This is a genomic window from Gramella sp. MAR_2010_147, from assembly GCF_900105135.1.
GTDB lineage: Bacteria > Bacteroidota > Bacteroidia > Flavobacteriales > Flavobacteriaceae > Christiangramia.
Map to the genome: position 1 here is coordinate 2,575,812 of NZ_LT629741.1, position 20,607 is coordinate 2,596,418.

Consider the following 20,607-nt stretch of genomic DNA (forward strand, 5'->3'; position numbering starts at 1 on the left):
TCATCCTGAACTTGATTCAGGATCTTAAAAATGAGAAGCTGAAACAAGTTCAGCTTGACGGATACTCATCAGGGCTTGGGCCAGGGATTGAGGCAAGCTACCGTGTAGCGCCGAAAGCCCGACCCCGAGCGGGGGCGAGGGGAGGACCCCAAATAAAAGTAACCAATATGCTCATAGTCAAATGCAATATTGGAGGTGTAAGGAATATTTATTTTATTGACTACTTTTACGAATCAAATTAGAAACATAAAAAATAAGATATTATGGCTGTTGAAATAACTGACGCAAATTTTGAAGAACAGGTACTTAAAAGTGATAAGCCTGTAATGGTAGATTTTTGGGCTGCATGGTGTGGACCTTGTAGAATGGTTGGACCGATTATCGATGAAATTAGTACTGAGTATGACGGGAAAGCTGTTGTAGGAAAGTTAGATGTTGATGCAAACCAGGAATTTGCTGCTAAATATGGAGTTAGAAATATTCCTACGGTGCTGGTTTTTCAAAACGGAGAAGTTGTAGGACGTCAGGTTGGAGTTGCTCCAAAACAAACTTATGCTGATGCAATTGATCAGTTATTGTAATAACTGAATCTATATAATTTAAAGCCTCGCCATGTGCGGGGCTTTTTTTATTCATAAAATACAGGTACTTTCATATTTCTTATGAACATTGAAAAAGAACTTCATAATACCGGCGGATTTTTAAATCTTGACCTATTAGCAAAGCAGGTGGTAGAAGGTTATATTTCGGGTATTCATAAAAGTCCATTTCACGGTTTCTCTGCAGAATTTGCTGAGCATAAGATCTATAATACCGGGGAGAGTACCCGGCATATAGACTGGAAACTGTTTGCCAAGACAGAAAAGCTCTATACGAGACGCTATGAAGAAGAGACGAATCTAAGATGTCACCTTATATTAGATAATTCCGCTTCCATGCATTATCCAGCGCTGAAAGATCAGAGTTTGAATTCTCTGAATAAAATTGGATTTTCAGTTTTAGCTTCAGCCTGCTTAATGGAGATCTTAAAACGACAGAGAGACGCAGTGGGTATAAGTGTGTATAGTGATGAATTTGAGTTTTATGCTCCAGAGAAGTCGAGTGAGCGGCATCATCACATGCTTTTGAGTAGGCTAGATGAGATTTTAAGTGCTTCGGTACCGAGAAAAAATACAGATACTTATACGTATTTGCACCAGATAGCGGAAAAGTTAAAACGACGATCACTCATTTTTCTTTTTACCGATATGTTCCAGGCAGACGCAGATGAAGAAAGACTTTTTGAAGCCTTGAGGCATTTAAAATATAACAGGCACGAAGTAATTCTTTTTCATGTAATGGACGAAAAAAGAGAATTGGATTTTAATTTTGAAAACACTCCTAGAAGATTTACCGATGTAGAAACAGGAGCTGAGGTAGATCTTTATTCAGATAATATTAGAGAAAATTATATAAAAGAGGTGCAAAAATATCTTTCTGATCTTAAAATGCAATGTGCTAAGTACCGTATAAAGTATGTAGAGGCAGATATCAATAAAAATTTTGATACTATTCTGACAGCTTATTTACTTGAAAAACAAAAGTTTGGATAGCGTCTTATTTTTTAGTTTGAAAATTTTTAAAAAAAGGTTTGGTGAATCTAAAAAGGGGCGTATATTTGCCCTCGCAATAACGCAACGGTCTGGTAGTTCAGTTGGTTAGAATACCTGCCTGTCACGCAGGGGGTCGCGAGTTCGAGTCTCGTCCAGACCGCAAAGTTGCAAAAAAGCTCCTCTAAACGGGGGGCTTTTTTTGGCACTAATGATTAGTTGTGTTGTTTGTCCCTGGAAGCAGGGATGTGTAGTTAACCGAGTTATAATCCTATGTTGTGAGGATTTTGGTTAACCAATGAAAAGCTTTTTTCCGTATAAACGGGAAGAGGCTTTTTTGTTTTTATATATTCTTCACTTTACATCCTTTAAAGACTTTTCTGACGAAAAAAGGTGAGCTAAAATATTTTTGAGGTGAGCCATTTTATTAATCAATAAAATTTAGGTCTTATGAAGGCTTTACTTCCCTTTCTTACTTAGCCAGCTATAATTAATCTATATTAAGAATTATCAAAATACCTTTAAAAAGGTATTTTAAAAGAAGAAGATGTGGGGTATATTTGATAGTACAAATATGTAAATGAAAGAATTAGTTAAACAAGACGAAGGCTTCAGAGAGGAATACTTAGCTACCAAGGAAAGTATATTAGCAATTAGCATGACCATCATAGCTTTTTCAGCAATTGTAATAACTCTAATTATTATACTAGTATAGATACACCTTTTTTGCCCCTGTATATAATCTTTATTCAATAATATATGAGGGGATCTTCAGACCGCAAAGTTGCAGAAAGCTCCTCTAAACGGGGGGCTTTTTTTGGCACTAATGATTAGTTGTGTTGTTTATCCCTGGAAGCAGGGATGTGTAGTTAACCGATTTATAACCCTATGTTGTGAAGATTTTGGTTAACCAATGAAAAACTTTTTTCCGTATAAACGGGAAGAGGCTTTTTTGTTTTTTTAAAGTTTTGATATGGGGAAAACGGTAATAATATAATTTATTGTTATAGTCATCTACCTGTATATTATATAGTTTTGTTTTCTAATAAATGGAAAACATTTTCATCTGAAACGGTGCCTATGTAGACTATTCTGAATACAGATAATATGACTGCATTTCTTCTTTTCGCTTCCGTTGCTCTGGCTATTCTCGGGATTCCAATTTCAATTTACCTTTTAATTGTGCATTTTAAGTCTCGTCGAAAATTTAGAGGCTAAGCTTTAAAGTCAATACCGCATTTTCTATAAAATCAGGTTGGCCTCTCATTGGTTTCTATGAGATGTCACCAGAAAACTACATTTTGTTAATAAGATCCTCAGTTTTATCGAACTAACTTAATGATACCTGTTAGTTTCGAGACCAATTTCAGACTCTATAAGAACGAAAATGAATTTTGATGTTACGGAGCATCTTCTAAAAGTTCATAATATTCATTTTATATACGTCGAACTTACTTTTACAATTTTAAAAATCGTCTATGTCTGATGGAATAAATGAAAATATTGAGACTGAGTATCACAGGATTAAAAGCCTTAGCGACTTTGATCTTGATTATGGTGAATTGGAGGATGAATTTGAACCGCTTGTTGAACTGGCTGCAATGATCGCAGGTACCCAGATTTCAGTTATCAATTTAATTGACAATTATTTTCAATGGACGGTGGCTTCCAAGTCCATTAAACTATTGCAAATGCCTAGAGAAGATTCAGTTTGTGACAGGACGATAAGATCTCGCAAACCCCTTGAAATTTTAAACCTGGATAAAGATGAACAATTTAAGCATCAGGAGTTTTCTAAGGGAAAATCTGGTTTTAGTTACTATCTTGGAATTCCTTTAATTGTTGATTCTGGAGATGTTATAGGAGCATTGTGTGTGCTGGACAAAACGCCTAAAACTATTAGTGAGAAAAGCAAGATCATGCTTGGTCTTGTGGCCTCGGAAATTGTAAAGAAACTGGAACTTAGGAAAGAGCTGGATAGAAAGATATTTTCATTAAATGAAGCGGTAAAGACTAAAAATCAGCTTGCTCACGATGTACGGGGGCCTATAAATGGTATTACCGGTCTTGCAGAACTTGCGGAAACTGAAGACTCCAGTGACATAGAAAAGCTTCAGTATTTTAAGCTTATTAAAGAATCTGGAAATAGTATTCTTGAGCTTACTAACGATATTCTTCAAAATGCAAAGTCAATAGATGAGGTAAAAACGAGTTACATTAATTCAAAGCAATTAGCAGATAGATTAATGGAATTATACAGGTTGCCTGCCGAATCTAAAAATATTGATCTTCAGGTTAAAACTAATCCACACAATAGGGATTACACATTTTCCAGGAGAAAGCTATTTTCAATCTTCGGTAATCTTATTTCTAATGCGATAAAATTTACACCGTCTAATGGCTGGATCAAGATTAGCCTGGACATTGCTGATCTAGAAGGAAAAAAACATCTTATATTTTGCATCGTAGATAGTGGGATGGGAGTTTCAGAAGATATTCTGGAGGATTTTCGTGAGAAAAAGCTAAAATCATCCCTTGGTACATCTGGCGAAAAAGGCTTTGGTTTGGGGCTTAGGCTGGTTGTAGAATTGGTACATGACCTGGCTGGGGAAATTGATATCATTTCTGGAAAAGATATAGGTACAACCATTAAGCTAAGCCTTCCTCTGAAGTAGCTTTAATTTAGAAATAACTTGAATTATATTTCTCTTTAAATTCCTTAAATTTGAGCGCAATCCAGGAATTAAGGATCATCAGGATTTCAATGATATGATAGAAAATTTGCTTAAAAAAAGCCTTCTCTTTATAATATTATTCACGGGATTTTTCACTCAGGCTCAGATTCATGACCCTGTTCAGTGGGATACTGAAGTAAAGCAGATTTCTGAAGATGAATATCAACTTGTTGTGAATGCCTTTATAGAAGATAAATGGCATTTATACTCCCAAGATCTTCCTGAAGGAGGCGCTTTGCCAACCGTATTTATTTTTAAAAGTGCCGGCGAACAATTTGAGTTGTTGGGTAAAACCAAGGAGAGTGAATCTATTACCGAGTATGACAGTGTTTTTGAGATGGATCTCACCTACTTTAAGAATAGTGCAAACTTTGTTCAGAATATAAAGGTTAAAGACAGTAGTCTTGGAAAAATAAATGCGAAAGTAGAATATCAGGCCTGCGATGATAAAGCCTGTATTTTTAAAACCGAAGAATTTGAATTTATTATCAATGAAAATGCTGCCGGCCTTGAGGATGCGAGCACTCTAAGTGATAAATCTGAAAATAATAAGGGAGAAATTGCACTGGCGAACCCTAACGAGAAACGCTCATTTTGGGGAATATTCATTGTTGCTTTTCTTTCTGGTTTTGCAGCCCTGTTAACCCCTTGTGTTTTTCCTATGATCCCAATGACGGTTAGTTTCTTTACCAAACAAAGTAAGTCAAGAGCCGCAGGGATAAGAAATGCCATTTTTTATGGAATTTCCATTATTGTAATTTATGTGTTGTTGGGTATTTTGGTAACCGTGATTTTTGGAGCAGATGCGTTAAATGCATTATCTACAAATGTTTGGTTCAATGTGTTGTTTTTTGTGCTTCTTGTGATCTTTGCCATTTCATTTATGGGAGCTTTTGAGATTGTTTTGCCTAGTAGTTGGGGAACAAAAATTGACTCTAAAGCAGATAAAGGCGGTCTTATTGGTATATTTTTTATGGCCCTAGCACTTGCTATTGTCTCATTTTCATGTACCGGGCCTATTGTAGGTACTTTACTGGTGGAAGCAGCTTCAAAAGGTGGGATTGCCCCAATTGTTGGGATGCTAGGTTTTTCTCTGGCTATTGCTTTGCCATTTGCGCTGTTTGCCGCATTCCCTGGCTGGTTAAATACATTGCCAAGATCTGGTGGCTGGTTAAATACGGTAAAAGTAACTTTAGGTTTTCTGGAACTGGCGCTTGCATTCAAGTTTTTATCTAATGCAGATCTTGTTTTACAACTTCATATTATAGAAAGAGAGATATTCCTGGCAATCTGGATCGCGATATTTGGGATGTTGGCACTTTATCTCTTCGGGAAAATTAGATTACCACACGATTCAAAAGAAGATCATATATCTGTAGGTAGATTAATTACAGGGCTTATAGCATTAATTTTTACGATTTATTTAATTCCGGGACTATGGGGTGCACCCCTAAAATTGATTAGTGGATTTCCCCCTCCGCTTCAATATAGCGAATCACCAGATGGAATTGGAAGCTCGAAATCTGGTTTTAAAGCTAATGCTGAAGGTTTACCTGATGGAGCTGAATATGGGCCACACGATATTATATCATTCCACGATTATGAAGTTGGCCTGGCGTATGCAAAAGAAAAAGGGATGCCTGTTTTAATCGATTTTACGGGCCACGCATGTGTGAACTGTAGAAAGATGGAAGAGCGGGTTTGGAGTGAACCTCAGGTGCTCGAGGCCTTGAAAAATGATATTGTACTGGTTTCATTGTATGTAGATGATAAAAGGAAATTACCAGAAAATGAGCAGTATGTTTCAGAAACTACTGGTAAAGAGATTGAAAGTATTGGTAATAAATGGAGTGATTTTCAGATCACCAGATATAAAGCCAATGCGCAGCCTTATTATGTTCTTATTGATCATAATGAAGAGATGCTTATTGCGCCTTCAGCCTATGAGCCAGATGCAGAAGAATATTATAGTTGGTTAAAAAAAGGAATTGAAAGTTTTAAAAATGACAGTCCCACTTCAGTGCAAAGTATAGGTGGGGATTCCGGTAGTATTTTTAACAGCGACTAATCGTTTGCTTTCTTTTTGTAAATTCCAATAAAGGCATTGCTGGTAAGATTCCCTTCCAGGTCGTAGATCTCCCAGTTTTGAGTTACATTACCATCGGGGTTTTTAGTCCAGGTGATCTGGTTATAGTATTTCCCGTTTTTTCCTTCTTTGGGTTCGCTTTTCAATACCATTTTATCGGGTTGTGGGCGACCTTTTAATTTCAAAATGTTTCCGGTGTTGCTTATCCATAGTTGATTCCATGTATCATCTGATGGATCATAATAATTATAACTCTTTCCTGAGCCTCCTTTTTCACTTATCCAGTTCTCATTAAGGATACAATTGTCTTCTAATTTTTTCACGAGATTTTCGCCAATCTTTTGGCCTTCAGGATCAAAAACCTCCCAGTTGCCAACCCAAAAATCAAAAGCTTTATATTCAGTGCTGCAACAGGCACACTCCGTATTCTGAGTGAAACCGAAAACAGGTATTATTATAATTAAAAGCAGTAGTCTTAGTGCCATTTCAGTTGGATTTCAATTCTCAATATAGTGAATTGAATACTGAGATATTTAAAATTGATATGCATGTACCATTATTTAATGTGAATCGCAATTAGTTTTCTTTTACAGTTTCACGATCCCAACCTCTGTCTACACCTAGTTGCTTTTGTTCATTTATACTTTCTTTTCGAAGGCTATAAAGAGTGTACGCTAAATAACCGGCATAAAGAACAGAAAATATTCCTATTCCTACTTTCCCGCCTTTGATCGCAGCTTTCTTGCCAGATTTGTAAATAACTCCTCTTATTAAAAATTTACTTCCTAATTTCATTATATGTCCAATTCCCATATTTTCTATTTTAAAATTACTTGTTTCCAATTCAGGATTTTCCTGTCGGTTTTACTAATAGTTCAGTTACATTCAAAGAATCGGGTTGCGAAACTGTATAAAATACTGCATCGGCAATATTTTCGGTTCTAGTTTCTCCTACTCGATATCGTAATTTTATCCTCCTGTAATTACTGTAACTTTCTCTTCTATCATAATTCTTTTTCTTTTTTAAGATGATCATTATTGGCATTAATCAGCGTTAAAATAGTTTCAAATAACAGATATTTAACGCCGCTACACGATCATGAAGTTTTCTTCGTTATATATTCGTAAAAAATTTCATTTTCATGGCACCGCGATTTTTTTACTTAGGCATACTTGCTTGTTTGTTGTTAGGTTGTAATAACAATGACGATCTCAATAATGGTGTGGAAACTTCCGAAACAGCACACCTTTATGCTACGACCCATAACGGGGAGCTCAGGCGATATGATATTAATGACGGGGTTGTAACGAGATATAATAGCGCATCTACAGATATTGAGGGTTTTTATTATTCTCCGGAAGTAGATGCGATCAGTATTGTTTCCAGATCTTCAAATCGGCTTGAAAATTATAACGATATTGACTCACTTGGTTCTGGCGGAATCAAAAACCCTGAAATGGGAATTGTAGGAACCTCAGATCTCGAGAGTCCCAGGGATCTTGCCGTAAATGGACAGTTTTATGTGGTTTCAGATAATACAGATCTTGATGAGGATGAAACTACACCTGAGGGGAGACTTTTTGTTTATACTAAAACTGAAACAGGATTTGTGCTAAGAAATGTACTGATCACAAAATTTAAGGTCTGGGGGATCGAATTTGTTGGTTCAGATCTTTATGCCGTAGTTGATGAAACAAATAAAGTAGCGGTTTACAGGAGTTTTATAGAATCAAACCCCAGCAACAGAATAGTCACGGCCGATAAAATTGTAGGTGTCCAGGGATTAATCAGAACCCACGGGCTGGATTATGACAATGGAACTATGGTCCTCTCTGATATAGGCGAAGCAGAATCTGCATCAGATGGCGGGTTGCATATTATTCAGGATTTTGATGCTAAATTTGCCAGTGCCACCAATGGTGGATTCATTAAAACCGAAGATCAATTAAGGATTTCCGGTGAAAATACATTATTGGGAAATCCCGTAAATATTGTTTACAATGCGGCTTATAACGTAATTTTTGTAGCAGAGGTCTTAAATAATGGAGGTCGCGTTCTTGCCTTTAATGACGCTACTTCAATTTCAGGAAATATTGCGCCAGATTTAAAATATGATCTTGCCGGAGCCTCTTCGGTATTTTATTTTACTGAATAAATGGTTTGTTCCTGAACGTATTTTGAAAAAAAATCTCACCAGACTTGTATCAATTTCAGCTGTTTGAAGCTTGGATCTTCCGGTTTTAGTTCAAGTTTAACGGGCAGAAGAAAAATTTGATATACTTTTGCAATTACAAACCAACAGATTTATGGCTAAGAATTTAGTGATTGTTGAGTCTCCTGCGAAGGCTAAAACTATTGAAAAATTTCTAGGAACCGACTATAAAGTTGCTTCCAGCTTTGGACATATAGCCGATTTACCAACCAAGGAAATTGGGGTAGATACCGAAGGGGATTTTACGCCTAAATATGTTGTGTCCAAAGATAAGAAGGACGTAGTTAGGAAGCTTAAAGGACTTGCCAAGGATGCGGAAATGGTATGGCTGGCAAGTGATGAAGACCGTGAGGGAGAAGCGATTGCCTGGCATTTGGCAGAGGAGCTAAAGCTAAAGAAGGAAAAGACGAAACGTATTGTTTTTCATGAGATCACCAAATCTGCAATTCTTCGTGCAATTGAAAATCCTAGGAGTATAGATTATAATTTGGTAAACGCTCAGCAAGCAAGACGAGTTCTTGATAGATTGGTGGGGTATGAACTTTCGCCGGTTTTATGGAGAAAAGTGAAAGGCGGGCTTTCAGCAGGTCGTGTTCAATCGGTAGCTGTAAGGCTTATTGTGGAGAGAGAACGCGAAATTACAGATTTTAATCCGCAGGCCTCTTATAGAATAGATGCCGAATTTTCTACAGAAGAGGGGAAGTCTTTTAAGGCTAAGATCCCTAAGAATTTTGAAACAAAAGAAGAAGCTGAAAAGTTTCTAAAAGATAATATTGGTGCTAATTTTAAGGTTGCCGATCTTACCACTAAACCGGCAAAGAAAAATCCGGCACCTCCATTTACCACATCAACGCTTCAACAGGAAGCAGCGAGAAAATTATATTTTTCAGTAGGAAAAACCATGACCCTGGCGCAGCGTTTATATGAAGCTGGTCATATTACCTATATGAGAACCGATAGTGTTAACCTTTCCGAAGATGCTAGAAAGGGAGCTAAAGAAGAAATTCTTAAGGCTTACGGTGAAAAGTATTCAAAAACACGTCAGTTTAAAGGGAAATCTAAAGGTGCCCAGGAGGCTCACGAAGCGATACGGCCTACCGGATTTCAAAAGCACTCTATTTCAGGAGAGCGGGATCAGCAACGTTTGTACGATCTTATCTGGAAACGAGCGATTGCTTCTCAAATGAGTGATGCGCAGTTGGAAAGAACCAATGTTAAGATTGAAGCAGATAAGCATGACAATCAATTTACTGCAAATGGGGAGGTTTTGAAATTTGATGGCTTCTTAAAAGTGTATCTGGAAGGAAGCGATGATGAAGATGAAGAGCAAAGCGGAATGTTGCCCGCACTAAAAGTTCAGCAGGAGCTAAATAGCGATTATATTACCGCAACCGAAAGATTTACAAGACCACCTTATAGATATACTGAAGCTTCTTTGGTTAAGAAACTGGAAGAACTGGGTATTGGTAGACCTTCTACCTATGCACCAACGATTTCTACTGTTCAGAGTAGAAATTATATCGAAAAAGGTTCAGTAGATGGTACAGAGAGGGATTATGTGCAATATGAACTGAAAAATGATAAGCTTTCTGAGAAAAAATTAACCGAAACCGTTGGTAGCGATAAAGGAAAGCTGGTTCCCACTGCTACAGGAATGGTAGTGAACGACTTTCTTGTAAATCACTTTTCGAACATTCTCGATTATAATTTCACGGCAAACGTTGAAGAAAGCTTTGATGATATTGCTGAAGGAAATAAGGAGTGGACGGCAATGATGAAGGAGTTTTATAAAGATTTCCATCCTCATGTACAGGACGTTGCCAAAAATGCCGAAAGAGAAGTTGGAGAAAGAATTCTTGGGGAGGATCCTGAAAGCGGGAAGCCGGTTAGTGTAAGATTAGGAAAATTTGGACCAATGGTTCAAATCGGTAGCGTAGAAGATGAAGAGAAGCCAAGGTTTGCCAGCTTAAGTCCAGACCAGAATATGGAAACCCTAACTTATGAAGAAGCGATGGATCTATTTCAGCTTCCAAAGAAATTAGGCGAGTATAAAGGAGAGGCGGTAGAAGTAAACAATGGTAGATATGGTCCTTATGTGAGATTTGGGAAGAAATTCGTTTCACTAGAAAAAGGCGAAGATCCCCTGAATGTTGATTTTGAAAGAGCGATGGAGCTGGTTAAGGAGAAGGAAAAGGCAGATGCTCCAATTTATGAGTATAAAGAAATGCCTGTTCAGAAAGGTGTTGGGAGATTTGGTCCTTATTTGAAATGGAACAATATGTTCATTAATGTGAACAAGAAGTATGACTTTGATAATCTTTCAGACAATGATATTGAGCAGCTTATAGAAGATAAGCTCCAGAAAGAGCGTGATAAATTGATACAACACTGGGAAGAAGAAGGAATTCGGGTAGAAAAAGCCAGATGGGGAAGGTTCAATGTGATCAAAGGTAAAACTAAGGTTGAGTTGCCTAAAACTACAAAAGCAGATGAATTGACGCTGGAGGAGGTAAAAGAAATTATTGAGAAGAATACTAAGAAAAAGAAGCCTGCTAAAAAGAAAAGTACGGCTAAAAAAAGTACTTCAAAAAAGACCACAAAAAAAACTACCAAAAAGAAATAAAGTATGGAGTTCGATTTTCTTAGTCCGGTGCATGAAGACCTTCTGGACAAGATTAGCCATTTAAATCAGCAATCCATAGGTGCTCAAATTAAGGTGCATTCCGAAAGATCGGGTGTTCCTGATTTAGAAAATGTGAACATTGCACTATTTGGTGTTCGGGAGAATAGAATGGCAGTAAAGAAGACAGAGTCTCCCGATTTTTATGGAATAAGGAGTCAGTTTTATAGTTTATACCCGGGAAACTGGAGGCTTAAACTGGCAGATATGGGGGATATTGAACCGGGGGATACCGTGGAAGATACCTACTTTGCCGTGCAAACGCTCGTTGAAGGTTTGATTAAACAGGATATAGTGCCTGTGATCATAGGTGGGAGTCAGGATCTTATTTATGCTCAATATAGAGCCTATGACAAACTGGATCAAATGGTTAACCTTGTAAATATTGATGGTAAATTTGATTTGGGAGATGCCGAAAAAACAATTTCTAACCATTCTTATGTAGGAAAAATCGTAGTCAATAAGCCTTATAATTTATTTAATTATTCAGCTTTAGGTTATCAAACTTACTTTAATTCTCAGGAAGAAATTGAATTGATGGAGCGCCTGTTTTTTGAAGCATACAGGTTGGGTGAAGTAACATCAGATATTTCTTTGATGGAACCTGTTTTTAGAAATGCAAACCTGGTGGGGCTGGACCTGGGAGCGATAGATTCGGCGTCTATGAATTCGGAATATTTTAATTCTCCTAACGGTTTTAACGGTAGGGAAATCTGTGCGCTATCCAGATATGCGGGGATTAGTGATAAAGTGTCTTCCTTTGGAGTTTACGAATATCAAAATCATTTGGGAGATCTTGCAAATATGCTTGTTTCCCAAATTATATGGTATTTCATTGAAGGTGCAAATTATCGTACTAATGAAAATACTATTTCGGCAAAAAAAGAGTTTACAAAGTATCAAGTGCCGATCGATGATGAAGTTCTGGTATTTTTCAAAAGCCCTCTAAGTGGGCGTTGGTGGATCGAAATTCCATTTTTATCAAATGTAAATACTAAATTAAAAAGGCATACGTTATTACCTTGCAGCGAAGAAGATTACCTTGAGGCGTGCAATCAGGTAATTCCGGAACGCTGGTATAAAGCCAAAAGAAAAAACGAAGTCTAAAAATTATATTCAGACATTATTCTGATTTACTGTATTTTTATCTGAAATATTGTTTTTTAAAAAATAATTAGATAGGTTTACTGCCGTAAATTAAAATGTCTTAACCTAAGATAATTATGAAGAAGTATATTTCGCTCATTGCTGTTCTAGCCTTGCTTTCGAGCTGTGGCGGTGGCGATCGTGGACAGCTTGTAGGTGCGGAGGGAAAGAAGTGGAATCCGGAAAAGCCTTATGGTATGACATTAATTCCTGGCGGAGCGTTCATTATGGGTAAATCTGATGATGATATAGCCGGCCAGAAAAATGCACCACCAAAAACGGTTACAGTACGTTCATTTTATATGGATGAAACTGAAATAACCAATTCTGAATACAGACAATTTGTAGATTATGTAAGAGACTCTATAGTTAGGGTTAATCTTGCGATTATGGCAGAACTGCAGGGTGCTACACCAGGTGATGATGCCATTGGTGAATATGCATTTGCTGATGCTGAAGAAGGAGAAATGACACCTTATGAAGAATATATGTTGAATACATATGGTCAGGGTGGGCCTACAGATGATTACGCGAACAGAAGACTAAATAAGGATATTGATATAGTCTGGGACACTCAGGATTATCCTGATGTGTATTATGCCGAGGTGATGGATTCTATGTATATCCCAATGGACGAGGTGTACAATGGCCAGCGTACCATAGACGTTAAAAAACTGAAGTTCATGTATTCATATATGGATATTCAGTCTGCAGCAAAAACCCAGGGTAAAAGAAGTAATTTCATAAAAAAAGAAGAGGTTGCGATCTATCCCGATACCACCGTTTGGATCAAAGATTTCAATTATTCATATAACGAACCTATGCATAATGATTATTTCTGGCATAGCGCTTTTGATGATTATCCAGTTGTAGGGGTTTCCTGGAAACAGGCCAGGGCTTTTACACAGTGGAGGACAAAATATCATAATGATTTTAGACGTGAAAAGGGAGATGCGAATGTTCCAACTTATAGATTGCCGACAGAAGGGGAGTGGGAATATGCAGCCAGAGGTGGCCTTCAGGGAGCTTCTTACCCATGGGGTGGTCCTTATACGCTGAACGATCGTGGATGTTTTATGGCTAATTTCAAACCTTTACGAGGAGATTATGCAGCAGATCAGGCATTGTATACCGTCGAGGCAAAGTCCTACGATCCTAATGATTATGGACTTTATAACATGGCAGGTAATGTGGCAGAATGGGTGGATTCATCTTACGATCCGGGGTCGTATGAATATATGTCTACAATGAACCCTACCGTTAATAACCCGGAAGATCGAAGAAAAGTAGTGCGTGGAGGTTCCTGGAAAGATGTGGCCTACTTCCTTCAGGTAAGCTCCAGAGATTATGAGTATATGGATTCAGCTAGAAGTTATATAGGTTTTAGAACTGTTCAGGATTATCTTGGAACAGACGTAACTCTTAACCAGAAGAATCCATAATTTAAATTTTGAACTTAAACCTATCAATAAATCAACTAAGAAAATCTAAACATTAGAGTTATGGCAAATTCAAGATCAACAAAAAAAGTGACCAATATGGTGTATGGTCTGGGAGCATCTGTAGTTATTCTGGGTGCCCTGTTTAAAATCATGCACTGGCCTGGTGGAAACCCAATGTTAATATTAGGACTTGTAGTAGAAGCATTGGTATTTGCTTACTCTGCATTTGAACCTGTAGATGATGACCTGGACTGGTCACTGGTTTACCCTGAACTTGCTGGAGGACCAGGAAGAAATAGGAGCGCAGTGGTTGCTGAAGAGAAAGAAGCAGAAGGAATGCTTTCTAAAAAACTGGATGCAATGCTAAAAGAGGCCAAATTAGATGCGAATCTAATGTCTTCTTTAGGAGATAGTATTAGAAATTTTGAAGGAGCCGCCAAAGGTATAGCCCCAACTGTAGATTCTATGGCTTCTCAGAAGAAATACAGTGAAGAATTAAGTGTTGCCGCTGCTCAAATGGAAACTTTGAATAATATTTATAAAGCCCAGGTAGAATCTGCAGCTAAACAAGCTGAAGTTAATCAGGAGGTTGCTGATAATGCCGGGAAACTAAAAACACAAATGGATTCACTTGCGAATAATATGGCGTCATTAAACAATGTTTATGGTGGAATGTTGACTGCAATGAACGGAAAACCAAGAGTCTAATTGAATTTTCAATTAAGCTGTTTTATTAATTTTAAAATAACAAATTAGACATGGCATCCGGAAAACAATCGCCAAGGCAGAAGATGATAAACCTAATGTATCTGGTTTTCATCGCTATGATGGCACTAAATATGTCCAAAGAGGTTCTTACCGCTTTTGGATTAATGAATGAGAAGCTTACGGCTTCTACAGCAAATTACGAAGAAAGAAATAATGCTTTAATGGCGGGACTTGCTACGAAGGTAGAAGAGCAACCTGCAAAATATACCAGCATTAAAGCAGACGCTGATAAGATTCATGAATTATCTTCAAATTTCACTCAGTATATAGAAGGAATTAAAGAAGAATTGGAAACTTCAGTAGATGATCCTAATGATTATGAAACGATGGATCAATCCAGTGCAATGGATGAAATGTTCTTTCAGAGTGGTAGAATTTCACCTAAGGGAGAAGAATTCCTTGCACAAATTGAAACCTATAGAAATGGTGTTTCTGAAATTTTGGATAATGAATATAACACCATTGCTCAAAAAGTAAATGTTCAGAAAGAATTTGCAACAGAAGAGGAGAATGTGGAAGGTGCTAAAGTACCGTGGTTGAAATACCGCTTTGAAGGATTTCCTTTAGTTGCATCTATCACTCAGCTAACTCAAATGCAGGCCGATATTAAGAGCACAGAAAGTGAGATTCTATCTTCTATGCTTTCAGGTCAGCTTCAAAGTGATGTATCCCTTAAGAATTATGAGGCTATTGTAATTCCAAGTAAGCCAGCTTTTTTTAGCGGGGAAAACTTCCAGGGTAAGGTAGTTCTTGGTCGTTTTGATAATACACTGCAATTTGAGAACGTTGTTATTAACGGAAAGAAGGTAGATAATCTAGAAGCAGGCCAGGTAGTTTTAGATTTTCCAGCAGGAAATGTTGGGGAGCAAAAGATCACTGGTGAACTGCAGTATATGGAGAACGATACTTTAAAAAGTATAGAGATATCTGATTCTTATAACGTAATCCCGTTACCTAATTCAGCGGTAATTTCTGCAGATAAAATGAATGTGGTTTATCGCGGGGTTCAGAACCCGATGACCATTTCTATTCCAGGAGTAAGCAGTGTTAGTGCAAACGCTCCCGGTTTAAGGCAGTCTGGTGGAGCAGGAAGTTACTTGATGGATGTAACCACACTACAGGCTAGAGAAGTAACCATTAGTGTAAGTGGAACATTACCTGGAGGTAAATCTGTTTCAGATAAGAAAACCTTTAGAGTAAAAGATATCCCTAGACCGGTTGGAACAATCCGTGGTGAAGACGGATCTGTATCTATGCAAAGAAATAGTCTTGAGATCGCAACTGTGGGTGCGAACCTTCCAGATTTCGATTTCGATCTTAATCTTAATGTTTCGAGCTTTAAATTTAAGGTGCCTGGACAACCAACTATTATTGTAAATGGAAGCAGGCTGGACGATAGAGCTAAAGCGGCGCTAAGACGTGCAGGTAGAGGTGAAACAGTTCAGATCTATGATATTAATGCTTCACTTGCAGGAAACTCAAGTTATAAGCTTAAGAAAGTGGCAGCTGTATTAATTGAGCTGACGAACTAAAATTTTAATAAAATGAGCGTGAAAGAAATTTTTGTATATGGTTTTGTGATGATGATGGGTGTCTCTTCTTTCGGTCAGGCAAATATCCTGAACGCCAATAAGCCCGATGATATTGGGAAAAAATCGGAAGCTCAGGCAATGGTAGATGAAGAGGATAAACCACTGGAATATGGGTATGTCGGAGATCGCGATATCCTGTGGTCTAAAGGAACCTGGGAGATTATAGATCTTGATGAAAGAGTGAATTTTCCACTTTATTATCCAATAGACACTAATAATATTGGTTCAGACAGAAGATCGCTTTACGATGTACTTGTAGGTGCTATTAAACAGGGTAAGATTCAAAACGTATATGCTGACTCTTATTTTACTGAAAAACGTACATTAAAAGATATCAGTGCTACTTTATCGAAGGTAGATACAACAGATCTAGGTATTGAGCAATACAATGCTGGTGAAGAGGTAGATGGTCAGTTTATTGATCGTCGTGATCTTGGAGCGGCTGATATAGCCGAGTATCATGTTCGTGGAATGTGGTATTTTGATAAGCGTCTGGCCGAATTAAAATATCGACTATTGGGAATTGCTCCCGTAGCGCCAGATGTTAACTTTATTGATTCAGGCCAAACAGATCTGGTAGAATTATTCTGGGTTTGGTACCCCGATGCAAGAGAAGTTTTACATGATGCAAAAGTGTTTACTGGGGGGAATACATCCCAGGTAATTTCTTTTGATCATTTACTGAATTCAAGGCGTTTTGATGGGGTTATCTACAAAGAAGATAACGTTCAGGGAGATCGTGAGATAGACGAATATATAGCAGACAATGCATTTATGCAGCTGCTGGAGTCTCAGCGCATCAAAGAACAGATCAGAAATTTTGAACAGGATATGTGGAGTTACTAATTCCATAAATATATTTAAAAATATCAAGGCGCTCCTGGAGCGCCTTTTTTTATCTGCTTAGTTGATATTCATTTTGAGCCTTAATATCTTTATCCCATGTTGGATTATATAGTTGTTGGATTGGGGCTTAGTGGCCTCGCTATTTCAGAAGGTTTAATAAACAGGAAAAAGAGCTTTCTTGTTTTTGAAGATAATTCTCAGAGTTCTTCCTATGTTGCCGGTGGAATCTTTAACCCGGTGATCCTAAAACGTTTCACTCCAGCATGGAATGCTGCGGAACAAATGGAAACTGCGCTGCCATTCTATCGTAATCTGGAGCAGAAACTACGTGTAAAACTAGTTCATGAATGGAATATCTATCGCAGGTTTCATTCGGTGGAAGAACAAAATGATTGGTTCATTGCTTTGGATAAACCAAAACTATCTTCATTCCTGGATCCTGAAATTCAAAAGAATACCAACCCCAACTTAAAGGCTGAATATTCTCTAGGTAAGGTTCTTAAAACCGGCAATGTGGACACTGTAAAATTATTAGATAACTACAGGGATTATTTGAATGAGAAAGGGCATTTTGAGAATGAACATTTTGATTATTCTACATTAGAGTTAAATCAAGGGTACATACAGTATGGCGATATTCAGGCCAAAAATATTATTTTCTGTGAAGGTTTTGGTCTTAAGAAGAATCCATTTTTTAATTATTTACCACTAAGAGGAAATAAAGGGGAATATATTGTGATACATTCTGAAGAGCTTCAGCTTGATTTTGCTGTTAAGGCTTCTGTTTTTATAATGCCTCTGGGAAATGATCTCTATAAAGTTGGAGCGACCTACGATAATAAGGATAAAACACCGGGCGTAACTGCCGGTTCCAGGGAAAAACTGGTAAAAGAATTACAGAAATTAATTCGTTGTGATTTTAGAGTTGTAGATCAGGTAGCAGGAATAAGGCCAGCTGTCTCAGATAGGAAGCCACTGGTGGGTACTCACCCCGAAATTAGCAATATGTATTGCTGCAATGGTTTTGGCAGCAGAGGAGTTCTTATAGCTCCAAATATGGCAGAAGCTTTATTAAAAAATATAGAGAGCGATAATTCACTGCATCCCGAAATTGACCTGCAACGATTCACGAAAAAGCATTTTAAAATAAATTAGACCTGCCCGGTATTTTTCTTATAACTAAAAAATAGATTGATCCATATATTCCTGGAAAGCCTCATGATCACTGGCATAAAAATTATTAATGTCCCAACAATTGCGAAAAATGAAGTTAGTAATGATGCATTTAGAAATATATATGAAATAATAAATGCAGCTACAGAAAAGGCAATGCCTACCGCATAGCTAACATACATAGCTCCATAAAAAAAAGACGGCTCTATCTTATATTTTGTTTCACAATTACTGCAACGTTCATGCATTTTAAAAACCCTGTGCAGCTTGTAAGGGTTCTTTTCTTCGTACATGCTTTCTTCCTGACATACAGGACATGTACCTGTAAAAATGCTGTAAATTTTAGTTCCTTTAAGAAGACTCATCTTATTTTTTTTGCAATGCAAATTTAAGCATCTTTGCAAAAAATATGCGTTAATGCTTAATATTCATAATCTTTCTATATCCTTTCAGGGGGAATATCTTTTTAAGGAAATTAGTTTTAGGCTGGGAGCTGGGGACAGAGTTGGTCTTATTGGGAAAAATGGGGCAGGAAAGTCTACTTTGCTAAAAATTATTTCTGGAGAACAGGAGTATGACACCGGTCAAATTGCAAAAGATAAAGAGCTGAAAATTGGCTTTTTAAAGCAAGATCTGGATTTTGAGAAGGGGAGAACGGTTATTGATGAAGCCCATCAAGCTTTTGAGGAAATTAAAAAACTCGAGGCTAAAATGGCGGTGATCAATGAGCAGCTTGCCACCAGAACAGATTATGAAAGCGAATCATATAATGATCTAATCCAGGATCTCAGCGAGATCACCCACCAGTATGAGATCATTGGAGGGTATAATTACGAGGGGGAAACAGAAAAGGTTCTTCAGGGACTTGGATTTGAAAGGGAAGATTTTGACAGGCTTACTGAAACATTTTCCGGGGGATGGAGAATGAGGATTGAGCTCGCAAAATTATTACTTCAGAATAACGATATTCTTCTGCTCGATGAGCCTACCAATCACCTTGATATTGAAAGTATCATCTGGCTGGAAAGTTTTCTGAATAATTATCCGGGATCGGTAATGCTGGTTTCTCACGATAAGATGTTTTTGAATAATGTGACGAACCGAAGTATTGAAATTTCCCTTGGCAGCATCTATGATTATAGAAAACCATATTCTGAATTTATCGAATTCAGGAAAGAGCTTAGAGAGCAACAACTGGCAGCGCAAAAAAATCAGCAGAAGGAAATAGAGAATACAGAAAAGCTTATCGATAAGTTTCGTGCTAAGGCGAGTAAAGCATCCATGGCGCAATCTCTGATCAAGAAATTAGAAAAGGTTGATCGTATTGAAGTGGACGAGGACGACAATTCTGTTATGAGCGTGAATTTTCCAGTTTCTGTAAATCCAGGAAAAGTGGTTATAGAAACCGAGCATCTGGAAAAAGCTTATGGCGATAAAAAAGTACTGAGAGATGTAAATCTTTTAATTGAGCGACAGAGCAAGATCGCCTTTGTGGGTCAAAACGGGCAGGGAAAAACTACCCTGGCCAAGATAATCATTGGAGAAATTGAGCACCAAGGAAAATTAAAGCTTGGTCATAATGTTGAGTTGGGCTATTTTGCCCAGAATCAGTCAGATTATCTTGATGGCGAGAAGACAATTCTTCAAACCATGGAAGATGCTTCCAATGAAAAAAATCGAACTAAAGTTCGCGATATGCTGGGGGCATTTCTATTTAGAGGTGATGAAGTAGAAAAGAAAGTAAAAGTGCTTTCAGGAGGTGAGAGAAACAGGCTTGCCTTGTGTAAAATGTTATTGGAGCCTTTTAATGTGCTGGTAATGGATGAGCCTACCAACCACCTTGATATTAAATCTAAGAACGTTCTAAAAGACGCACTGAACAATTTTGAAGGGACACTGATTATCGTTTCTCACGACAGGGATTTTTTGCAAAATTTAACCAGCAGGGTCTATGAATTCAGAAACCACAAAATTAAAGAGTATCTTGGAGATATAGACTATTATCTGGAACAGAGAAAACTTCAGGATATGAGGGCTGTAGAGAAGAGTGATAAAACAAAGGTCTCAAAAACTAAAAATAATAGTTCTGAGAAAACTTCGTTTTCCGATCAAAAGGAATTGAAAAGGCTAAAGAACAAGCTTAGTAAGACCGAATCTAATATCACTAAGCTTGAAAAAGAACTGAAATCCAAAGATAAACAGCTTGCCGGTAATTATGAAGAAACTATTACTAAGCCAGATTTTCTCACCAATTATAATAAATCTAAGAAAAAACTGGAAAAGCTAATGGAAGAGTGGGAAGATCTGCAGCTTGCAATTGAGCAGATTAGCTAAACC

16 protein-coding genes and 1 tRNA gene are annotated in these 20,607 nt (G+C 37.5%); 14 read left to right on the forward strand and 3 right to left on the reverse strand.

Features of this window, described 5'->3' with window-relative positions; genetic code table 11:
* Positions 1-263 precede the first annotated feature (263 nt).
* The 5 genes from trxA to BLT95_RS11715 all read left to right on the forward strand — a co-directional run bounded on the left by trxA (position 264) and on the right by BLT95_RS11715 (position 6,392).
* Positions 264-581: a thioredoxin gene (trxA, locus tag BLT95_RS11695; protein ID WP_089666357.1), complete on the forward strand. Its 318-nt coding sequence runs from the start codon at positions 264-266 to the stop codon at positions 579-581.
* An 81-nt stretch (positions 582-662) separates the two neighbouring features.
* Positions 663-1,592: a DUF58 domain-containing protein gene (locus BLT95_RS11700; protein ID WP_089666358.1), complete on the forward strand. Its 930-nt coding sequence runs from the start codon at positions 663-665 to the stop codon at positions 1,590-1,592.
* An 86-nt stretch (positions 1,593-1,678) separates the two neighbouring features.
* A tRNA-Asp gene (locus tag BLT95_RS11705) sits at positions 1,679-1,752 on the forward strand.
* Positions 1,753-3,067: 1,315 nt separating this feature from the next.
* Positions 3,068-4,264 carry a GAF domain-containing sensor histidine kinase gene (locus BLT95_RS11710; RefSeq protein ID WP_089666359.1) on the forward strand — a complete coding sequence of 399 codons (1,197 nt, stop codon included), beginning with the start codon at positions 3,068-3,070 and terminating at the stop codon, positions 4,262-4,264.
* Between the two features lie 94 nt (positions 4,265-4,358).
* Positions 4,359-6,392, forward strand: coding sequence for a thioredoxin family protein (locus tag BLT95_RS11715; protein WP_089666360.1), 2,034 nt, complete (start codon positions 4,359-4,361; stop codon positions 6,390-6,392).
* Here BLT95_RS11715 and BLT95_RS11720 read toward each other — a convergent pair.
* Complete coding sequence (locus tag BLT95_RS11720; protein ID WP_089666361.1) at positions 6,389-6,895, reverse strand: hypothetical protein; 507 nt, start codon at positions 6,893-6,895, stop codon at positions 6,389-6,391. The two genes, BLT95_RS11715 and BLT95_RS11720, sit on opposite strands and share 4 nt — an antisense overlap.
* 91 nt (positions 6,896-6,986) lie before the next feature.
* Positions 6,987-7,223: a hypothetical protein gene (locus BLT95_RS11725; protein ID WP_089666362.1), complete on the reverse strand. Its 237-nt coding sequence runs from the start codon at positions 7,221-7,223 to the stop codon at positions 6,987-6,989.
* A 329-nt stretch (positions 7,224-7,552) separates the two neighbouring features.
* On the opposite strand from BLT95_RS11725, the gene BLT95_RS11735 reads away from it, so the two are divergent.
* From BLT95_RS11735 to BLT95_RS11770, 8 genes are all read left to right on the forward strand, one after another.
* On the forward strand, positions 7,553-8,566 hold the full coding sequence (locus tag BLT95_RS11735; RefSeq protein ID WP_231896362.1) for a hypothetical protein: 1,014 nt from the start codon (positions 7,553-7,555) through the stop codon (positions 8,564-8,566).
* Positions 8,567-8,717: 151 nt separating this feature from the next.
* Complete coding sequence (gene topA, locus BLT95_RS11740; RefSeq protein ID WP_089666365.1) at positions 8,718-11,246, forward strand: type I DNA topoisomerase; 2,529 nt, start codon at positions 8,718-8,720, stop codon at positions 11,244-11,246.
* A 3-nt stretch (positions 11,247-11,249) separates the two neighbouring features.
* A complete protein-coding gene (locus tag BLT95_RS11745; RefSeq protein ID WP_089666366.1) occupies positions 11,250-12,410 on the forward strand; it encodes a formimidoylglutamase in 1,161 nt (386 codons plus the stop codon).
* A 116-nt stretch (positions 12,411-12,526) separates the two neighbouring features.
* Positions 12,527-13,891 carry a gliding motility lipoprotein GldK gene (gene gldK, locus BLT95_RS11750; RefSeq protein ID WP_089666367.1) on the forward strand — a complete coding sequence of 455 codons (1,365 nt, stop codon included), beginning with the start codon at positions 12,527-12,529 and terminating at the stop codon, positions 13,889-13,891.
* A gap of 60 nt (positions 13,892-13,951) precedes the next feature.
* Positions 13,952-14,599, forward strand: coding sequence for a gliding motility protein GldL (gldL, locus tag BLT95_RS11755; RefSeq protein WP_089666368.1), 648 nt, complete (start codon positions 13,952-13,954; stop codon positions 14,597-14,599).
* A 50-nt stretch (positions 14,600-14,649) separates the two neighbouring features.
* Entirely contained in the window at positions 14,650-16,191 is a 1,542-nt protein-coding gene (gene gldM / locus BLT95_RS11760; RefSeq protein WP_089666369.1) for a gliding motility protein GldM, read from the forward strand.
* Positions 16,192-16,203: 12 nt separating this feature from the next.
* The gene (gldN, locus tag BLT95_RS11765; RefSeq protein ID WP_089666370.1) at positions 16,204-17,097 is read left to right on the forward strand and encodes a gliding motility protein GldN; all 894 of its coding nucleotides are present in this window, start codon (positions 16,204-16,206) and stop codon (positions 17,095-17,097) included.
* 96 nt (positions 17,098-17,193) lie between these two features.
* On the forward strand, positions 17,194-18,252 hold the full coding sequence (locus tag BLT95_RS11770; RefSeq protein WP_089666371.1) for an FAD-dependent oxidoreductase: 1,059 nt from the start codon (positions 17,194-17,196) through the stop codon (positions 18,250-18,252).
* On the opposite strand, the gene BLT95_RS11775 is transcribed toward BLT95_RS11770, so the two are convergent.
* Entirely contained in the window at positions 18,249-18,635 is a 387-nt protein-coding gene (locus tag BLT95_RS11775; RefSeq protein WP_089666372.1) for a DUF983 domain-containing protein, read from the reverse strand. The genes BLT95_RS11770 and BLT95_RS11775 overlap by 4 nt on opposite strands.
* 52 nt (positions 18,636-18,687) lie before the next feature.
* Here BLT95_RS11775 and BLT95_RS11780 point away from each other — a divergent pair, with 52 nt between their 5' ends.
* Positions 18,688-20,604 (forward strand): ABC-F family ATP-binding cassette domain-containing protein, encoded by a 1,917-nt coding sequence (locus BLT95_RS11780; RefSeq protein ID WP_089666373.1) that lies wholly within the window; start codon positions 18,688-18,690, stop codon positions 20,602-20,604.
* Positions 20,605-20,607: the final 3 nt, after the last annotated feature.